We start from the raw sequence: 17,177 nt of genomic DNA, 5'->3' as shown, positions 1-17,177 counted from the left end.
CTATAAGGCTATAATCGGCCTTTTCTCAATACGAGCGGTATTCCTCCAATGATAAAGAGATAGCGCATGTCAACCAGCTTCTTCATGAACGCAGCGGTTGCGCCTTTCATTTTATACTTGCCGACAACCCCGATCGCTTCGCCTTTACCCAGCGAGGCTACAACCCCCTTGTTCTGGAACTTGAATTCCTTAAGCGGGGCATTGCGGATGGAGGCGACCAGATTATAGGAGCAGGTTTGCCCTTGCTGGGTAGCTATCTGCGCCGTCGGCGGGTAAGGCCTTCCTTCCGGATTCATAACGATGGAACAGTCTCCGATCACATACACATTCTCGTATTCCTTGGTGCGCAAATAAGGATCGACGACTACTCGTCCGCGCATCGTTTCCAGACCGGCCTCGGCCAGCATACGATTGCCCCGAATCCCTCCGGTCCAGATGACGGTCGAGGATCTGATTTCTTCCCCCGTTGCCAAAATTACACCCTGCGGGGTACATTCCTGGATGGCGGTCGCTATTTTAAATGTAACTCCCTTATCCTCCAGCACCTTCATCGCGTACTCCACAAGCTCGGAATCGAATCCGGGCAGGACGGTAGGAGCCGCTTCAATATTGTAGATTCGAACAAGAGAAGGATCGACATCAAATTCCGCGCACAGCCTCGGTATACGGTCGGCCAGCTCTCCTATGAATTCTATTCCTGTAAACCCGGCCCCTCCGACTACGAAAGTTAAATAATCGAGGCGGTGCGGTTCACGCTTGTACTTGGCAAACTGATACTCGATATGCTCGCGAATGAGGCGGACGCTGTTAATGCTGCGAATGTTCATCGCATATTCCTGCAATCCCGGAATACCGAAGGTTTCGGGTTCACCGCCCAATCCAATGACCAGGTAATCATAGGATATCGCACTGTCTTCGAGAATAATCTTCTGATCATCCAATTTAATCTGGGTGACCGTTGATTTTACAAAATCAATCTTGTACTCGTCAATCAGCTTCGTAATGTCTACCCGGGCGTTCTCCGGTTTATCCGTACCGGCCGCCGGCATATGCAAATGCGTCGTGATGTAATGATAGTCGTGCTTGTTGACCAGGGTTACATCGGCTTCGTTATAATTAAGCTCCTTCTGCAATCGAATCGCCGTTACTATGCCGCCGTATCCGGCCCCAAGTATCACGATTCTTGGTATTCTGCCCATCTCTCTTACCCACTCCATAATTTTTATGTTTAATTATTCATTTATATATAATCCTTGCGTATCCCTCTCGCTGTCAAAACCATTCCGAGTCAAACCCGGGTTCCAACTTATGGAATTAAAGGATCTTTGGAGTCAGTATCATATTGTGAAAAATTACACAAGTCTATTAATGGTTTCCTATTATTATAGTTTAACACCGATGATGGGAAAATAACCTAAAGCCCTATTCTTAAGCTATGAAAAAAGTATGTCCTCTGCCATCTATTTACCCATTCCTTAGACAGGATAAACCGAACCTGTCCAAATAGCAAGCATTAAATTTGAGCCTGTAATCATCGATTGCACTCCCGGACGGTACGAATTCTTTACATGATAAATTTAATTATTTTTAGGCCGGTTGTTTTTGGGCCGGCTTTTTTCTCTTTCTGCCCTTTTAGCCCGGATTCGGGTTCCTTTCCCGCCGGGCAAAGCTTATAATTATAATCGGCAGGTATTAACCCACGGAGGTGTTCTTCATAGTGTCAGCTAATGGTCAAGGTCCAGTAGATATTCTGATCATCGGGGGAGGTCCCGCCGGAATGTTCGCGGCGTTCTATGCGGGAATGAGACAGGCATCCGCTAAAATTATTGAAAGCATGCCGCAGCTCGGAGGCCAATTATCTGCTTTATATCCGGAAAAGTACATATACGATGTGGCCGGGTTTCCGAAAGTGCGTGCGCAAGAGCTGATTGATAATCTGTCTCAGCAGATGAACCTGTTCCCGACGGAAGTTTGTCTGGAAGAAAAAGTTGTGAAGGTAGAGAAGAAAGAAGAGCGTCTGTTCGAGGTGACAACTAACAAAGGCGTTCATTACAGCCGCGCGGTTGTCATTACGGGCGGAATCGGGGCCTTCCAGCCCAGAAAGCTTGATTTGCCGGAAGCCTCCCGGTATGAGAATGCCAATCTGCATTATTTTGTTAAGGATCTGCAAGCCTTCGCCGGACAGAAAGTCGTCATTACCGGAGGCGGGGATTCCGCCGTAGACTGGGCCTTAATGCTGGAGCCTGTAGCTGAACAGGTTACACTGGTTCATCGCCGGGACAAATTCAGGGCGCATGAGCACAGTGTGGAGACCCTTATGCAATCCAGAGTGAATGTCGTCACTCCGAAGGAAATCGTACAACTGCATGGAGAGGACCGGATCCATAAAGTAACGCTTAAAGATATCCAGTCCGGGGAGCTAACCGAAATGGAAACGGGTGCGGTCATTGTCAATTTCGGCTTCGTGTCCTCGCTCGGACCGATTACGGAATGGGGGCTGGCCATCGAGAACGGCTCGATTGTCGTCGATTCCCGTATGGAAACCTCGATTCCCGGAATTTTCGCCGCGGGGGACATCACAACCTATCCCGGGAAATTAAAGCTGATTGCAGTAGGCTTCGGAGAAGCGCCAACTGCAATAAACAACGCTAAAGTGTACATAGATCCGAAGGCAAGATTATCCCCCGGACATAGCAGCAATATGAAATTTTAATCATCGAATGCTAGAAGGATGGGCACCCTATTCATATATCGCCGGCTTATCTTCCGCCGGCCTCTATGAAAGGGGTGCCCATTATTTTGTCCTATTATTGCCCGGTTTGCAATGGACTGGAAACCGCCGAATGGTCCTGTCCGCTGTGTGGAAAGACTGCTGAAGACTTCGGACGCTTCAATGATTACCTGGGACCTTATTCCCCCTACCGCCCAATAGAGGATTTATCGCTCACCAACGGATTTGCCGATGTCGCCAATCATTGCTGTGTACATGTCTTTCACTGCGAGCACTGCTCCCACAGCTTCTACGCCTTCCTTCCCGAAAGACCGGCCGGTACCTAAGCCGGCCAGATCGTTTACCTTATTCCTCTTCGACCTCCCAAGCAATGCGGATCAAATCGTTGGCCCAGTTCCGTATTTTCACCTCAATGACCGCCTCGATCTCCTCCTCGGAGAAGCCCTCAAGCTTGTGATCCTCTATCGTAAGCACTTTATCGATTTGGTGTTCTCCTACCATCAAATTCACTTTTATGTTCATTCCGCTCCCCTCCCTGCTCTTTATAATTCTCCATCCGGACTCGATTTCCCTTGCATGCCGGATAAGGATCTTTATGACAAGTCGGGCACTCGTATTGGGTCAAAGGCTTCGCTCATTGACGACAATCCCCCCTCTATCCCGCCTGCCTTTAAAAAGATGAATTCTGGGAAGCCGGCAAGGCATTAAATCATTAGTGTAGGATTCCGCTGTGCTTTAAATTATAATAAAGGGGAGTTGATCCATTTTTTAGGAGGTGCGAATTATGGGAGCTGCAAATCAGATGCCTACTCGTCGATTAGGAACTTCCGGGTTGCAAGTAGGGGCAATCGGAATGGGATGCATGCCGCTGTCCATACAAGGCCGCCCGGAAGAATCCGAAGCGATACGGACGATTCATACCGCTTTGGAGCAAGGAGTGACTTTATTCGATACTGCGGATTCGTATTGTTTGGACGATCGGGATATCGGACATAACGAGAAATTACTGGCCAAAGCTCTGGACGGGGTATCCCATGCGATTATCGCCACCAAGGGAGGAACCGTCCGCCCCGAAGGAAGATGGGTGCGCAACGGACATCCCGAGCATTTGAAGGCTGCCTGCGAAGAAAGCCTGAAGGCGCTGGACCGGCAAGAAATTATGCTATATCAACTGCATGCGCCGGATCCCGATGTTCCTTATGCCGAATCCGTTGGTGCTTTGGCCCGCTTGCAGGAGCAGGGCAAAATTGTACATATCGGCTTATCCAATGTATCGGTTAGGCAATTGGAGGAGGCTTTAAGTATCGTAACGGTCGTCAGCGTTCAGAATCGGATGCACCTGTTCGATCGCTCCTCCATGGATGTTCTCCGCCGATGCGAGGAATTGGGAATCGCCTTCCTTCCCTACAGCCCTTTAGCCGGGATGGGTCAGGCAGGCAAGCTCGGGGATCATGAGAGGATCCGGCAGATAGCCGACAGGCATCAGGTATCTCCGCAAAGAGTGGCACTGGCTTGGCTGCTGCAGCTCTCCCCTGTGATGCTGCCGATCCCCGGCGCAAGCCGCGGAAGCACGATTACCGACAGCGCAGCGGCCGCTTCCCTCACCCTTACCGCGGATGAAATGGCTGAGCTTAATGCGATGAACGCTTAGCACAACGCTGCCAAGTGACGCATGCCTTGTAATCGCAGGAATTGGTGCATCCTAACCTTCATCCATTCACGGTCGCTCTTCCTGTCTTGCTTCGATAGTGGTTTATACAATACTTTGCAGAGACACCGGAGCAAAAAAAGACCGCCTCCTACCCAACGGAGGCGATCCACTTTTTTTAGCGGCTACAGCCTTTGTACCTGAACATACGGGACCTTCTTGATTTCATAGGTTCCTTGCAGAGCTTCTTCCTTAACCACCCCGAGCTTGATCAAGCCGGTGATTTTCGCTGGATCCGCTTTGGACATCAGCTTCCACAGCGCATCATCGTTAAACCGGTTATAAAGGTCTTCGTCTCTATACTCTCTTCGTTCCTGAATCCCGATTTTCAACCGGTATTCCCCTAGGTCCGAATCAGTCTGCTCCGGGAAAATCCGCAGCAGTTCATTTCTTAATCGCTCCAAATCCCGTTCAATCTGCCTTTGCTGTTCTTTTAAATCGAAATAGGCCTTCAGCTTTTCCTCCATCGGCTTCCGTCCCCTCTGTTTTTCGCTATATATATGCGAGGAGACCGCCTTCCATAACCTAACCGGGATACACTCTACTTACCATATTGCAATCGCCAAAATATTCCTGTCACAATTACCCAGGAAATAAAAAGAGGACTTATGTTGGCATAATGCCGAAAAACAAAAAAAGCGCTCGAAAATCGAGCGCGAATTGAAGAGAAGAAAAAAAGGTTATGAAGACAGAATTTCGACGTATATCGAACTCTGTATATTTAGTATAGCATAGAGTATATATCATTTCATTGGTATGTTTTCCCAAAGTATTACCTAAATCAGCAGACTGTTATCTTCTGATACCAGCTTTTCAGATCATATGAAGCCCTTAACTATTTTGAAAGCTTGAAAAATATAGTAATGTAAAGGATAAAGGGGGAATTCCATGCTTTCATACATAGATTCAGCCGTCAGCATCCAATCGTTAATATGGTTATTTCTTGCCGCATTCATGCTGCATGATTTCGAGGAAATCATCCGCATGGAAAATTGGTTTCGCAAAGCCGGCAGGACCGTTATTCTGAAGGTGCCCCAGCCGTTTGATAAAATAGTCAGCTCCGCTTCACAAATTACAACCGCACAGTTTGCGTTTGCCGTATGTGTTGAGTTTATGGTGTTCGTTCCCGTTACATATTTAGCAGCCGAACATAATCATTATTTGCTGTTCATCGGCTTCAATGCCGTACTGCTGCTCCATGTTTTTATGCATATCGGGCAGGCACTGTTCGTTCGAATGCTCGTTCCGGGTGTGACAACGGCTGTTTTAATTACACTGCCTTATACGTTGTATCTTTTTTATCGGTTGCTTTCGGAGCATTTGATACAGTGGAGCGATTTAATTACAAGCTTGCCGTTCGGGCTTCTCTTGCTTCCTATCGTAGGGTTCGGGCATTATCTGGGCGGAAAACTGGTGTCCCGGTGACGTTACAACTATATATAAAAAAATAACCTCTCAAGCTTGGAGTTATCCCCGCCAGCCTGAGAGGCATTGTTCATTAAGACCACTAATGTTAATTACCTGACTCCTCAACAATGGTCATCTTGCATTTATCCAAAGTATTTCGACCATAACCTGCCTATGCCGGCAAGCTGTTGGAACCACAGTCGGCGGTTCCGAAATCAGTCGTCACACTTCTCTGCCTTGCCTTCCTCTTCCCTATGCTTGAAGGAAGAGCCGCAACCGCAAGTAGCTACGGCATTGGGATTATGAATGGTGAAACCGCCGCCCATGCCTACATCCTTGTAGTCGATCTCAACTCCGTACAAATACTTGTTGCTATCTTCATCGACGACAACCTTCAATCCATTCACGTCCATAACCTTGTCCGTCTCGCTCTGCTCGTCATCGAAACCCATGCTGTAGGAAAAACCGCTGCAGCCGCCTTCTTTGACACCGAGGCGCAAAAACATATTGGGAATTTCTTCCGCCGCGAGCAGTTCCTTAATTTTCTCCGCAGCCGAATCACTGATGCTAATCATATGAGTCCCTCCTCTATATGGAAAGAGTAGCGTTAGTTGCTAGAGGCTGTTCTAAAGGTCTGCTGCGTATTAGCATTCCACCCGCCGTTACGCTGGGCGGCAAACCTTCCGAACGTGCATTTGCTATAAATAAAGGTGAGAAAAATGTCGGATCTGTACCGTATTGTTTCCATCCCTTATAGATTAAGTATACCCATATTTTCGGTTAGTCTCAAGTGATAATCCTCCAGAATCGGATACCGGGCTCAGTTACTCTTCGTCTTTTCCAAATGATAGTAGCGAAGAAGAAGCCTGTCCAGATTCTCGCTGCTTTCCACTACACGGGGATGCAGCAAGCCCAGTTGGCTGCCCAATTGAACCATGTGCTGCCGCGCATCTTCGATCTCTTCGGAGATGTCCATTTCCAATAATAAACTCTTCACCTTTAATCACCTTTAAAAAATAATCACACAATTATTTAGTATACACAAATTTCAAATAATTGGAAGCATATTTTGGAGAAATTCGTATTTTTTTCATGATTGGATGCGTTTTATAAGTGTCGAAGTGTGTCTTGCCCCTATTATTAATGTAGGATTATAATGAAGATGGACTAAATTTATCATCCATACGATCGAAACTCTAGATAAAATCGGGTTTATTGACGGGTCGATAATGGTAAGGAGTGAAATCGGTGAATATCGTTACACCCACCCACGATACGAGGATGGAGGAAATCAAGGAGAAAGTTTTAGCCGGAGAACGTTTAACTAAAGAGGACGGTCTTTTTCTTTATCAATCGGACGATCTTCTGACGATCGGGCAATTGGCTAATTTCGCCAACCTCCGCAAGAACGGCAAGAAGGTCTATTTTATTCAAAATATGAGCCTGTATTTTACGAATGTGTGCGAAGCGCACTGTGCGTTCTGCCATTTCCGCCGCGACGAAGGGGAAGAAGGAGCGTATACGCTGACCGGGGAGCAGATGTTTGACTATATCGACAAGCATATCCATCCGGAAATGCGCGAATTTCATATTACCGGCGGGCATAATCCCCATGTGCCGTTCGAGTACTATGTCGACTGCATCCGTTCCTTGAAGCAAAAGTACCCTTCCGTCACGCTCAAAGCCCATACAGCGGCGGAGATCGAATTTTTCTCCCGTTTGAGCGGGCTTACCTACGAAGAAGTATTGCGGACACTGATGGAAGCCGGACTGGATACCTTAACGGGCGGCGGTGCCGAAATTCTGTCCGAGAGATACCGCAAGAAGATGGGAGTAGGCAAGGCAACGACGGATCAATGGCTGGAAGTCCAACGGGCAGCGCATCGGCTCGGAATGAAGACTCATGCGACAATGCTCTACGGTTCCATCGAGACCCTGGAGGAAAGAATCCAGCACATGATTTATTTACGCGAGCTGCAGGATGAAACGTCCGGATTCCTTGTCTTTATTCCAAATGCGGTGCAGCCGGCCAGCGTGAAAGCGGGGATCAAACGGAGAGTCTCCGCCTTCGACGATATGAGAACCATCGCCGTCAGCCGTCTGATGGTGGACAACATACCGCATGTCAAAGCCTATTTTATTAATCTGGGAACCCAGCTGACTCAGATGGCGTTAACATTCGGGGCATCCGATGTTCACGGAACGATTATTCAGGAAAGGATCAGCCATGCGGCCGGAGCTCTTTCGCCGGAAGGGCTGACCAAAGATGAGCTGGTCTGGCTTATCAAGGGAGCCGGAAGGATTCCGGTCGAGAGGGATACTTTCTATAACGAAATTAAAGTATTTTAAGACTGATGTTCAAATGTCCTCAGCATTCCGGTCCTCATAACGCTTTTGTTATAAGCTTCCCGACCGGAGCGGTGCAAGGAATGAATCTACCTATGGAATGATATCGGCCGCTTCGTTGAACAATAAGAGAATAAACCGACTATCTAGTTATCCATAATGGTTAGAAATAATGGCGGTACCATTACTATTACTGAAGAGAGAAAGGTTCTGTTCATGAGAAAACATGTTGTAATCCTTGGCGGAGGCTACGGGGGCTTGACAGTGGCCCATCAATTGCTTGAGAAAGACTTGCCGGACTACGATCTTACACTCGTGGACCGGATGCCTTATCAGGGGCTAAAAACAGAGTATTATGCTTTAGCCGCGGGAACCGTTCCCGACATCGACATTCGGGTGGAATTTCCGCCCGATCCCAGATTGAACAAAGTGTACGGAGTAGTGGAATCGGTAGACCTGAACCATAAGCATATCTTCTTTATGGACCGGGATCCTCTGGAATATGACGTGCTGGTTATCGCCTTGGGATGTGTAGACAAGTACCATGATATTCCGGGTGCGGAGCGGTATTCCAACAGCATTCAGTCCTTGTCTTCCACCAGAATAACTTACCAAAGAGTCAACGATGTGAAGCCTTATGGTCAAGTATCTATTGTCGGGGGCGGATTGAGCGGCGTAGAAATGGCCTCCGAGCTGAGAGAGAGCCGACCGGACCTGAACATCCGGATTTTGGACCGGGGGACAAGTATTCTGTCCGCCTTCCCGGTAAAGCTGCAGACCTTCGTCCGCACCTGGTTCGAGAAGCATGATATCGAGATGGTTCACCAGGTGGCCGTTACCCGTTTGGAGGATGGAGTCATCTATAATCAGGGAGAACTTATTTATACAGATACAACGGTATGGACCGCAGGCATTCAACCGAGTCCGGTGGTCAGGCAGTTAAACGTCGGCAAGGATAAGCAAGGACGCGTTCTGCTGAACGAGTACCATCAGATCCCGCAATACCGGGATGTCTATGTCGTGGGAGACTGCGCCAGCCTGAGCTTCTCCCCCAGCGCGCAGGCCGCGGAAGCCCAAGGCAAGCAAGTGGCGGATGTGATCGCCGCCATCGCTAAAGGGGAGGACCCTCACTTGGGAATAATCAAGCTGAAGGGAGTCCTCGGCTCACTCGGCAAGAAGTCAGGCTTCGGCGTCATGGGTAAACGGACAGTGATGCTGGGCAAAGTTCCCCGGATTCTAAAAAGCGGGGTGCTTTGGTTATCGAAACACCACAAAGGGTAATCCGGGAATAGATGGAATGGATGAAGCCTCCGGCAATTACAAATCGTCGAGAAGCTTGTCCATTTCTTCCTGTTCTTTTATTTTATTCAGAATGAGATCATACAGCTCGTCCACCTCTTCGGCAAAGACCGGCTCGCCGTTAACCAGGGCATACGGGCTCAAGAAGCATTCGCCGCAATAACCGAGGCAGCCGTATTCGACCACATCGTAATCGGGATTACTCTCCAGCTTCTGCATCACTTCGTCCGTTCCGTGATGCATATTATTTGCGCAGAATTCTATGATCGGTCTCATGGGGAGCCCCCTTTTTTGAAAGATATGTGCTGACCATTTTATTTTACCCCACGTTGTATTATAATAGAATAAAGAAAGGAGATGACGCAAATGAGCGAAAATACTCAAAGCACTAAGTACGATGAAGTGCTCGAAGTTTTAGATAAGCTCCGCCCCTTCCTGCAGCGTGACGGAGGAGACGTCGAACTCGTCGATGTTGAGGATGGAATCGTTAAGCTGAAGCTGATGGGTGCTTGCGGAAGCTGCCCAAGCTCGACCATCACGCTGAAGGCCGGTATTGAACGCGCATTGATAGAGGAAGTTGAAGGGATAGAAGAGGTCGTTCAGGTATTCTAATCCCATAAGAAGAGGTTATCCAATACGTAACGAAGCAGAGCCCGTGAATGAACGGGCTCTGCTTTCGTTATATGCATGTAATGATGAAGGCACAGCCTTCACGACTATTGTCCTCGCGTCAGAGGTGCCGTGCCTTTAACCGCCCGGATAGGATCGAGGCCTCCGGAAATGTCCATGATATTACCGGTAATAAAGTCAGAACGGGGATGACAGAGGAAAGCGATCGTCCGCGCGACATCCTCTCCCGTTCCTGGCCTTCCCCTAGGCGATTCATCATCCGTAATTTGCTCCACCTCGTGAATGTACTTCTCCTTGTATTCGCCGCGAATGTCCCCCGGACAGATCATATTGACCGTTATTCCGTTAGGAGCTTCTTCGACGGCCAACGTTTTGGTAAAGGACACCAGGCCTACTTTGGCCGCGGCATATACCGCCCGATGAGGCCATCCGGTCCCTTCAGATGCCCTCCCGAAGCCGAAATGGATAATTCGGCCCCACCCTTGCTTCCTCATCATGGGAAGTACCATATGGTCCAATTCCATAACACCTAACAGGTTGCCGCGCACCAAATAATCGATTTCTTCCGTATCATAGTCGGCAAAGAGTCTTCGTTCTCTGACAAAGGGGCCGGCATTGTTCACCAAAATATCGATTCCGCCCAGCTGCTCCTCTACTTCCCGGACCATTCTCCGTAAATCTTCCGTTCTGGAGACATCAGCCTGAACGGCCAGACTACGGACACCGAACGCTTCCAGCCTCTCGGCCAAGGCCAGAGCCTCCGTCCGGCTGTGAACGTAATTTATCGCGATATCGCAGCCTTGCTCAGCCAATGTAACCGCAGTCATCTTACCTAACCCTTTAGCGCTTCCGGTAATGAGGGCTACTTTTCGATCGTGCCGCATCGCAACCTCCTGTTCAAGACCAGTGCTTACAACGACCGGCCTCCATTCTTGATTGCCATCCAGTCTAAGTTTATCATAGTTCCTTTCCATTAAGCAGCCCCGGACCCAGATTATTGCTTATAAAGCTCCGCCCGTCTTCTCCGCACCCGGACGTTACTTTGGTTCTCCTGGCTTAACCCGTTAAAAGCCGTCGTCAACGTTCGGCAGACCATCTCGAACCCCTGGCCCAGCGTTCGCAATTTATCCTCTACATTTTCTATCGCGGTTTGGTTCGGAGGGAACAGCTCCATCTTAGCCTTGAGAAGATCGTCCAACAGCTCGGTATTCATGAAATGCGTCTCCATATTTCTTTCCTTGCGCAATATCGTCATCGATGGCTGGAAGCTTTCCTTGATCTGATACAGCTGCTGATCCATGGGCAGATCAGGCCTTCGTTCATGCATCCGGCGCAGGACGGTGAAATAGGAGAACTGCTGCTTCACTTTCTCGGTTTCAAGGCGTAATTGTTCATCGAGAAAGTAACCCAGCTTGTCCAGAATGGAGAAGATCCGCAGCAGGGCATTTTTGTAAAAATAAAGATGCCTGTGATAATTATCCAATTCCTCTTCATCCATCTCTTCTATATAGCGCTTGTTTACAAGCAAGCTGAATTGCTCTGCTGCATATTGACTCTGCTCCAGCTCGTCCAACGCCCGGATGAAGCCGCCCGCTTTAATGAATAGAGAGAGGGTGCTTCTATCTGTCTCTTGGGTCTGAAGTGCCGACCGCTCCTTCAGCACCCTCCCTTCCTGTATATGCAGATAATGGTTAAGAGCCTTCATCGCCTCTCCCATAATCCCTTCATCCCGCCTGCGCGGCTGGTTGAACAAATACCTTAGCATAAAGCGTCACTCCCGCCTGATCGCTCGTCGGAAGCCCGGGGATAGGCAGCTCTAGCCTGTTGGGACTTCCAACTAATCTTAACTGCATATTGTAAGAAGTGCCGGACACTTCGAGTCCATTTTTGTATTCCGCCGGGATTCCGGGGTTCCTGGGCAAATCCGGAATCCGCTCGCTGTTATCTGCCGATGGATCGTGTTAAACGGTCACTTTCCCTACCCCTGTTATTATGCAATCTGCTGCATCCACCAGAACTTACCGCTTACCGCAGACATCCACTCGCTTACTGCGAACGATCAGTTTCCGGGAAAGTATTCCTTCCAACGGGAATCCACCAGCTTCACAATATCGTCCCGGGGAATCAGCTCCTCCGGGTAGCCGGGCTTCATCCTGGCATCGATCACAATAGGAAATTGATAGCCGATGTGGTGATTGGCGGTCTGGGAACGGGCATAGATATCACTGGCCGGGCTGAAACGGGTAAATACCGTCCATAAGAACGCCGTCTGGTTCTCTACTATTCCGGCATCATCCGCTATAATAACAAGCGGCCATGCCGCCAAGCGGTCCCCGTTCGTTTCGACCAGTCTGGCGGCAAGCTCGGGATCTTCCTCGAACGATGCTCCCGAGAGGACGAGACAGCCTTTGCAATAGGCTCTCGCGTCGCGAATACCGGGAAGCTCTCCTCCCGAATACTGAACGGGCAGAGTGCGCACGGGCTCCCCTACTCCAACCAGCACCGCCTTGCTGCCTTCGTTAAGCTTATGCCCGGTATAGTCCAACGTATCGTTAGACGTATGGTTGAAAATAAATAAGTCGGTTCTTGGCCGAAATCTTTCCAGCACCGTCTCAAGCAGCAGCTTAAAGTTGGACAAATCTACAGGCTGATCCGTAACGATCAGAAACTTCGTCAGAATCAACTGGCCTTCGCCCAAGATCCGGAAAGCGGCGCTAAGCGCCTCCCGGCTATAGCTCTCGCGAACAACCGCTGCGGCCAGGGCGTGAAATCCGGTCTCCGCATACGTCCACAAATCCTTGACTGCCGGCATAACCATCGGAAAGGCCGGGGACAGCAGCCGCTGCAGGAAATCCCCCATATAATAATCCTCTTGGCGAGGCTTGCCGACAATGGTAGCCGGATAGATGGCGTCTTTACGGTGCCACATGTGGCTCACGTTGAACACCGGGAAATCGTGCTGCAATGAATAATAGCCGAAATGATCGCCGAAGGGGCCCTCCGGCCGCCGAATATGAGGCGGAACCTCACCGCAAATGGCAAACTCGGCATCTGCGACCAGACGATGTCCGCCGTTCGGATTGTCGACCATCTTCAGCTTCTTGCCGATAATCAGCGATGTCAGCAGCAATTCCGGCAGATGCTCCGGCAGCGGAGCGATGGCAGACGCGATAAGCGCCGGCGGACCTCCGAGGAAGACAGTAACCGGCAGTGCCCGGTTATTCTTCTCGGCTTCGTGATAATGGAACCCTCCGCCCTTCTGAATCTGCCAATGCATCCCGCTCGTGTTTCCGTCATACAGCTGCATCCGGTACATTCCCAGGTTATGATCGTTCTCTTGGCCGGGCTTCTCGGTATAGACAAGCGGCAGCGTAACGAACGGCCCCCCATCCCCCTGCCAGCTGGTCAGTGCCGGAAGCTTGTTCAGAGGCTGATCCCTGTCGCACACCTGAAGCACGGGCGCCTGATCCTTGGAAACGGTCCGTGTGCCTACTTTAAGCAAATCGAACAGCAGTTCCTTCTCGTCCCACAAAGCCTTGAACGAAGGAGGCAGTAAAGTATCCTTGGCTCCTATAATTTGCTTCATCAACTGCTCCGGCTTCGGTCCGAAGGCCAGATTCACCCTCCGAATGGTGCCGAACAAATTCGTCACAACCGGAAACGGACTTCCCTTAACGTTAGTAAATAACAAGGCCGGGCCCTCTTCCGAGATGACCCGGCGGTGTATTTCGGCCAGCTCCAAATTCGGGTCAACCGGAGCGGAAATCTCGACCAACTCGTTCTCCTGGCGCAGTACCTGCAAAAATTCCCGCAAATTTTCGAAAGCCATAGTGTTCCCCCTCACCTGATAAACGATTCATAAATGCGATAGTCTGCCGGGATCCGGATTAACGGTTGTACTGAAACACCCGGACGCTTAAATGAACAAGAATGCTGAACAGGCCTGCGATAAGCAAAGTATGGATAAGCCCGGAGAGCAGATGCCAATCCGATGTAATTGTAAAAGTAACGTAGGCGCCGCTCAGAATTTGCAGAATGATCAAGCCGAATGCCCAATACCCTGCTTTCACCAGCTCCTGCGGGTATTTCCGTTCCCTGCGCAGCATATACAGCATAACGGCAATGGCGACGAACAGCAGCAAAGCCGCCACCCGGTGCAAGAAGACAATACCGGTCGCCCCGGATAATTCAGGGATGACTTGTCCGTTGCACAACGGCCATCCGGAGCAGCCTCCCCATGATTTCGTATGGCGGACGAAAGCTCCCAAATAAACAACGATATAAGAATATATCGTCGTGATCCATATCATGTAGCGCAAGCCGGCCGACGGGAGAACTGTAGTGTTGCCTCCCCGGGGTCCCCGTTCAGGAATCGATTCCGAATAAAGCAGAATGATGGCCAGAAGCAGTGAACAGGCGAAGGCCAGCATGGAAATACCGAAATGAAGCGCCATAACGAGCGAAGACTGCTCCCATTTAACAGCCATGGCCCCCAGAATGGCTTGTACAACGGTGAAAGCAAGAGCCAGGCCGGCATACCAGCGGGCGTCCTTGCGCTTGACCAGCCTCACCACTCCAATGAACGCGACCAGTACGAGAATACCTTCTACACCGCTCACAAACCGGTGGCTGTATTCAATCATCGATTCAATCGTGTAGCTGGGGATGAACTTGCCGTTGCATAACGGCCAATCGTCTCCGCAACCCCTTCCCGAATCGGTCTTGGTTACGACAGCACCCATCAACAGAACGATAAACATTCCGATGGCGGAAGCTACGGCTATTTTATTTAACCACTTATTCATATTGACATGCCACCCGCTTTTTAGTCTCACATGGTGATAGCTGTTACATCATACCAAGTCCAATTATATCGATAATTCCCCTGTAATTCCATTCACAATTGTGACAAACCAATGAATCGCTCCCTCCAATAAAGCTTTGTAAAAACAGCCCGCCTCTTTCGAGAAATTTACCAAACCTTCACATCGATCTAATTCTGCCCTAACAATTGGCCTATAAACTAAGTAATGCTCATGTATCCGCAAATTAAAGAAGAAATACCGGATGGAGACAACGAGAAAAGCTAAAAGAAGCGATAAGGAAGCGTATAAATCCGCTTCCCGACGAAACATTATTTTCTCAACCGTCTCTGTTCCGGTCGGAGAAATGAGCGAAGGGGGGTGAATACCACATATGGAAACTGCAGCTTCGACCGAATTGACGGCGGTCCATAAGAGAAAGAAGCGGCGATCTTTTCTGCTGAAATCGTTTCGCCAATATTGGGACCTCTATTTGCTGATCACTCCGGTCCTCATTTATTTCATTATTTTTCACTACCTTCCTATTTACGGGGTGCAGATCGCTTTCAAGGATTTTATCGCCACCAAAGGGATATGGGGCAGCCCATGGGTCGGATTTAAGCATTTCGAACGGTTTTTCGACAGCTATTTCTTCTGGAGACTGATCAAAAATACGCTCGGCATCAGCTTGTACGAGCTGCTGGTCGGCTTTCCGGTTCCGATTCTACTGGCTTTAATGATCAACGAGGTGCGGTTCAAATTTTATAAACGTTTTGTACAAACCGTCACTTATGCTCCGCATTTTCTGTCCACCGTCGTTCTGGTCGGAATCGTCGTCATGTTCCTGTCCCCGCAGAATGGCGTGATCAATCAGATAATCAAGCTGTTCGGCGGCGAGCCGATCGCATTCATGACCGATCCGGCCTGGTTCAAGACGGTTTACGTCCTGTCGGGAGTATGGCAGCAGATGGGCTGGAGCTCGATCATTTATCTCTCCGCTCTGGCCGGCATCGATCCTCAGCTTCATGAGGCAGCACGGGTCGACGGAGCCTCCAGGCTGCGGAGAATATGGCATATCAACCTTCCCGGCATTATGCCCACCATCGTTATCCTGCTTATCTTGAATGTAGGTTCCATTATGGGAGTCGGCTTCGAGAAGGTGTTTCTGATGCAAAACTCGCTGAACAACGAAAGCTCGGACGTCATCTCCACCTATGTGTACCGGAGCGGAATTCTCGGTTCACAATACAGCTTTTCCGCTGCGGTCGGGTTATTCAATTCGATAGTGAATTTCATTCTGTTGGTGCTCGTTAACCGCGCAGCCAAAATGATGAAGCAAACGAGCTTATGGTAGAAAGGGGGATTGTCCATGACAGCGCAAAGCACCGGCGACAGGATCGTCGGAATTATAATCAATCTATTGCTGGCGGTCGTCTCCGTTATCGTCCTTTACCCGCTGGTCTTTGTCCTGAGCGCTTCGGTCAGCAATCCCGAGGATGTCCTGAACGGGGAGATCTGGTTATTTCCCAGCTCGCTTTCGTTTACAGGGTATGAAAAAATATTTCAGAATCAGGAGATTCTGACCGGTTATCTGAACACGATTATGTATACGTTGGTCGGCACGGCGATTAATCTGGCGATGACGGTCATGGCCGCTTACCCGCTGTCGAGGCCGAATTTTGCCGGCAAGAATTTGATCACGGGGATTATGGTCTTCACCCTGTTCTTCAGCGGCGGACTGATTCCGACCTACCTCATTGTGAAGGAAATGGGAATGCTCAATTCGTTCTGGGCGCTCGTAATCCCGAATGCCGTATCGGTGTGGAACATCGTTATTATGCGGACTTTCTTCCAGTCAAGCATTCCGGGGGAGATTCAGGAGTCGGCCTCTATCGACGGATGCTCCAATCTGCAAATTTTATGGAAGATCGTTCTGCCTTTGTCGATGCCGATCATCGCGGTCATGATCCTGTTTTACAGTGTCGGCCATTGGAATGCTTATTTCAACGCGCTCATTTATTTGACCGACAGAGCGAAATACCCGCTGCAGCTATTCCTTAGGGAAATTCTCATCCAAGGCCAGATGGAGCAGATGATCAATGTCGGCGACGAATCTCACGCCAGAACCTTGATGGAGGCGGAGGCGATCAAATATGCGGTAGTCGTCATCGCCAATTTGCCGGTCCTTCTATTGTATCCGTTCCTGCAAAAGTATTTTGTCAAAGGCGTTATGATCGGAGCCCTCAAGGGCTAA

19 protein-coding genes are annotated in these 17,177 nt (G+C 49.5%); 9 read left to right on the top strand and 10 right to left on the bottom strand.

Translation table 11 applies throughout. The features are described 5' to 3' along the window. Nucleotides 1-8: 8 nt before the first annotated feature. Nucleotides 9-1,199, bottom strand: coding sequence for an NAD(P)/FAD-dependent oxidoreductase (locus ACFQ03_RS02990; RefSeq protein WP_144932298.1), 1,191 nt, complete (start codon nucleotides 1,197-1,199; stop codon nucleotides 9-11). Between the two features lie 518 nt (nucleotides 1,200-1,717). On the opposite strand from ACFQ03_RS02990, the gene ACFQ03_RS02985 reads away from it, so the two are divergent. After that, on the top strand, nucleotides 1,718-2,713 hold the full coding sequence (locus ACFQ03_RS02985) for an NAD(P)/FAD-dependent oxidoreductase (RefSeq protein ID WP_379285945.1): 996 nt from the start codon (nucleotides 1,718-1,720) through the stop codon (nucleotides 2,711-2,713). Nucleotides 2,714-2,799: 86 nt separating this feature from the next. Then, nucleotides 2,800-3,057, top strand: a complete 258-nt coding sequence (locus ACFQ03_RS02980; protein WP_144932300.1) for a hypothetical protein — start codon at nucleotides 2,800-2,802, stop codon at nucleotides 3,055-3,057. Between the two features lie 19 nt (nucleotides 3,058-3,076). On the opposite strand, the gene ACFQ03_RS02975 is transcribed toward ACFQ03_RS02980, so the two are convergent. Further along, nucleotides 3,077-3,253 carry a hypothetical protein gene (locus tag ACFQ03_RS02975; RefSeq protein ID WP_379285943.1) on the bottom strand — a complete coding sequence of 59 codons (177 nt, stop codon included), beginning with the start codon at nucleotides 3,251-3,253 and terminating at the stop codon, nucleotides 3,077-3,079. A gap of 262 nt (nucleotides 3,254-3,515) precedes the next feature. On the opposite strand from ACFQ03_RS02975, the gene ACFQ03_RS02970 reads away from it, so the two are divergent. Further along, nucleotides 3,516-4,382, top strand: coding sequence for an aldo/keto reductase (locus tag ACFQ03_RS02970; RefSeq protein WP_379285941.1), 867 nt, complete (start codon nucleotides 3,516-3,518; stop codon nucleotides 4,380-4,382). 182 nt (nucleotides 4,383-4,564) lie between these two features. Here ACFQ03_RS02970 and ACFQ03_RS02965 read toward each other — a convergent pair whose 3' ends face one another. After that, on the bottom strand, nucleotides 4,565-4,906 hold the full coding sequence (locus ACFQ03_RS02965; RefSeq protein WP_144932302.1) for a hypothetical protein: 342 nt from the start codon (nucleotides 4,904-4,906) through the stop codon (nucleotides 4,565-4,567). Between the two features lie 421 nt (nucleotides 4,907-5,327). Between ACFQ03_RS02965 and ACFQ03_RS02960 the strand changes: the two genes are divergently transcribed. Then, nucleotides 5,328-5,864, top strand: a complete 537-nt coding sequence (locus ACFQ03_RS02960) for an HXXEE domain-containing protein (RefSeq protein WP_150960137.1) — start codon at nucleotides 5,328-5,330, stop codon at nucleotides 5,862-5,864. Nucleotides 5,865-6,061: 197 nt separating this feature from the next. Here ACFQ03_RS02960 and ACFQ03_RS02955 read toward each other — a convergent pair whose 3' ends face one another. Both ACFQ03_RS02955 and ACFQ03_RS02950 read right to left on the bottom strand, forming a co-directional pair. Then, a complete protein-coding gene (locus ACFQ03_RS02955; RefSeq protein WP_144932308.1) occupies nucleotides 6,062-6,421 on the bottom strand; it encodes a HesB/IscA family protein in 360 nt (119 codons plus the stop codon). A 245-nt stretch (nucleotides 6,422-6,666) separates the two neighbouring features. Next, a complete protein-coding gene (locus ACFQ03_RS02950) occupies nucleotides 6,667-6,843 on the bottom strand; it encodes an aspartyl-phosphate phosphatase Spo0E family protein (RefSeq protein WP_225312741.1) in 177 nt (58 codons plus the stop codon). A 284-nt stretch (nucleotides 6,844-7,127) separates the two neighbouring features. Here ACFQ03_RS02950 and mqnE point away from each other — a divergent pair, with 284 nt between their 5' ends. Together mqnE and ACFQ03_RS02940 are read left to right on the top strand one after the other, a co-directional pair. Next, on the top strand, nucleotides 7,128-8,195 hold the full coding sequence (gene mqnE / locus ACFQ03_RS02945) for an aminofutalosine synthase MqnE (RefSeq protein WP_144932537.1): 1,068 nt from the start codon (nucleotides 7,128-7,130) through the stop codon (nucleotides 8,193-8,195). A gap of 213 nt (nucleotides 8,196-8,408) precedes the next feature. Beyond that, nucleotides 8,409-9,473, top strand: a complete 1,065-nt coding sequence (locus ACFQ03_RS02940; protein ID WP_144932310.1) for an NAD(P)/FAD-dependent oxidoreductase — start codon at nucleotides 8,409-8,411, stop codon at nucleotides 9,471-9,473. A gap of 36 nt (nucleotides 9,474-9,509) precedes the next feature. Here ACFQ03_RS02940 and ACFQ03_RS02935 read toward each other — a convergent pair whose 3' ends face one another. Beyond that, on the bottom strand, nucleotides 9,510-9,767 hold the full coding sequence (locus ACFQ03_RS02935) for a YuzB family protein (protein ID WP_144932312.1): 258 nt from the start codon (nucleotides 9,765-9,767) through the stop codon (nucleotides 9,510-9,512). A 90-nt stretch (nucleotides 9,768-9,857) separates the two neighbouring features. Between ACFQ03_RS02935 and ACFQ03_RS02930 the strand changes: the two genes are divergently transcribed. Continuing rightward, nucleotides 9,858-10,103, top strand: coding sequence for a NifU family protein (locus tag ACFQ03_RS02930; protein ID WP_144932314.1), 246 nt, complete (start codon nucleotides 9,858-9,860; stop codon nucleotides 10,101-10,103). Nucleotides 10,104-10,207: 104 nt separating this feature from the next. Here the strand turns inward: ACFQ03_RS02930 and ACFQ03_RS02925 are convergent, their stop codons facing one another. From ACFQ03_RS02925 to ACFQ03_RS02910, 4 genes are all read right to left on the bottom strand, one after another. Continuing rightward, nucleotides 10,208-11,005: an SDR family oxidoreductase gene (locus ACFQ03_RS02925; protein ID WP_144932316.1), complete on the bottom strand. Its 798-nt coding sequence runs from the start codon at nucleotides 11,003-11,005 to the stop codon at nucleotides 10,208-10,210. Between the two features lie 110 nt (nucleotides 11,006-11,115). Continuing rightward, complete coding sequence (locus ACFQ03_RS02920) at nucleotides 11,116-11,886, bottom strand: Cthe_2314 family HEPN domain-containing protein (RefSeq protein ID WP_144932318.1); 771 nt, start codon at nucleotides 11,884-11,886, stop codon at nucleotides 11,116-11,118. A 294-nt stretch (nucleotides 11,887-12,180) separates the two neighbouring features. Continuing rightward, a complete protein-coding gene (locus ACFQ03_RS02915; protein ID WP_144932320.1) occupies nucleotides 12,181-13,950 on the bottom strand; it encodes a UbiD family decarboxylase in 1,770 nt (589 codons plus the stop codon). Nucleotides 13,951-14,008: 58 nt separating this feature from the next. Further along, the gene (locus ACFQ03_RS02910; RefSeq protein ID WP_144932322.1) at nucleotides 14,009-14,926 is read right to left on the bottom strand and encodes a COX15/CtaA family protein; all 918 of its coding nucleotides are present in this window, start codon (nucleotides 14,924-14,926) and stop codon (nucleotides 14,009-14,011) included. A 391-nt stretch (nucleotides 14,927-15,317) separates the two neighbouring features. Between ACFQ03_RS02910 and ACFQ03_RS02905 the strand changes: the two genes are divergently transcribed. Both ACFQ03_RS02905 and ACFQ03_RS02900 read left to right on the top strand, forming a co-directional pair. Beyond that, nucleotides 15,318-16,277, top strand: coding sequence for an ABC transporter permease (locus ACFQ03_RS02905; RefSeq protein ID WP_150960140.1), 960 nt, complete (start codon nucleotides 15,318-15,320; stop codon nucleotides 16,275-16,277). A 15-nt stretch (nucleotides 16,278-16,292) separates the two neighbouring features. After that, a complete protein-coding gene (locus ACFQ03_RS02900) occupies nucleotides 16,293-17,177 on the top strand; it encodes a carbohydrate ABC transporter permease (protein WP_144932326.1) in 885 nt (294 codons plus the stop codon).

The sequence above is a fragment of the Paenibacillus residui genome, from assembly GCF_042677205.1.
Taxonomy (GTDB): domain Bacteria; phylum Bacillota; class Bacilli; order Paenibacillales; family NBRC-103111; genus Paenibacillus_L; species Paenibacillus_L residui.
This window is presented reverse-complemented; position numbering and strand designations above follow the sequence as displayed.

Coding starts and splice junctions, on each gene's coding strand:
- ACFQ03_RS02990 (WP_144932298.1), bottom strand. CDS start 1,199: ATGGGCAGAATACCAAGAATCGTGATACTTGGGGCCGGATACGGCGGC.
- ACFQ03_RS02975 (WP_379285943.1), bottom strand. CDS start 3,253: ATGAACATAAAAGTGAATTTGATGGTAGGAGAACACCAAATCGATAAA.
- ACFQ03_RS02970 (WP_379285941.1), top strand. CDS start 3,516: ATGGGAGCTGCAAATCAGATGCCTACTCGTCGATTAGGAACTTCCGGG.
- ACFQ03_RS02965 (WP_144932302.1), bottom strand. CDS start 4,906: ATGGAGGAAAAGCTGAAGGCCTATTTCGATTTAAAAGAACAGCAAAGG.
- ACFQ03_RS02960 (WP_150960137.1), top strand. CDS start 5,328: ATGCTTTCATACATAGATTCAGCCGTCAGCATCCAATCGTTAATATGG.
- ACFQ03_RS02955 (WP_144932308.1), bottom strand. CDS start 6,421: ATGATTAGCATCAGTGATTCGGCTGCGGAGAAAATTAAGGAACTGCTC.
- mqnE (WP_144932537.1), top strand. CDS start 7,128: ATGGAGGAAATCAAGGAGAAAGTTTTAGCCGGAGAACGTTTAACTAAA.
- ACFQ03_RS02940 (WP_144932310.1), top strand. CDS start 8,409: ATGAGAAAACATGTTGTAATCCTTGGCGGAGGCTACGGGGGCTTGACA.
- ACFQ03_RS02935 (WP_144932312.1), bottom strand. CDS start 9,767: ATGAGACCGATCATAGAATTCTGCGCAAATAATATGCATCACGGAACG.
- ACFQ03_RS02930 (WP_144932314.1), top strand. CDS start 9,858: ATGAGCGAAAATACTCAAAGCACTAAGTACGATGAAGTGCTCGAAGTT.
- ACFQ03_RS02925 (WP_144932316.1), bottom strand. CDS start 11,005: ATGCGGCACGATCGAAAAGTAGCCCTCATTACCGGAAGCGCTAAAGGG.
- ACFQ03_RS02920 (WP_144932318.1), bottom strand. CDS start 11,886: ATGCTAAGGTATTTGTTCAACCAGCCGCGCAGGCGGGATGAAGGGATT.
- ACFQ03_RS02915 (WP_144932320.1), bottom strand. CDS start 13,950: ATGGCTTTCGAAAATTTGCGGGAATTTTTGCAGGTACTGCGCCAGGAG.
- ACFQ03_RS02910 (WP_144932322.1), bottom strand. CDS start 14,926: ATGAATAAGTGGTTAAATAAAATAGCCGTAGCTTCCGCCATCGGAATG.
- ACFQ03_RS02905 (WP_150960140.1), top strand. CDS start 15,318: ATGGAAACTGCAGCTTCGACCGAATTGACGGCGGTCCATAAGAGAAAG.
- ACFQ03_RS02900 (WP_144932326.1), top strand. CDS start 16,293: ATGACAGCGCAAAGCACCGGCGACAGGATCGTCGGAATTATAATCAAT.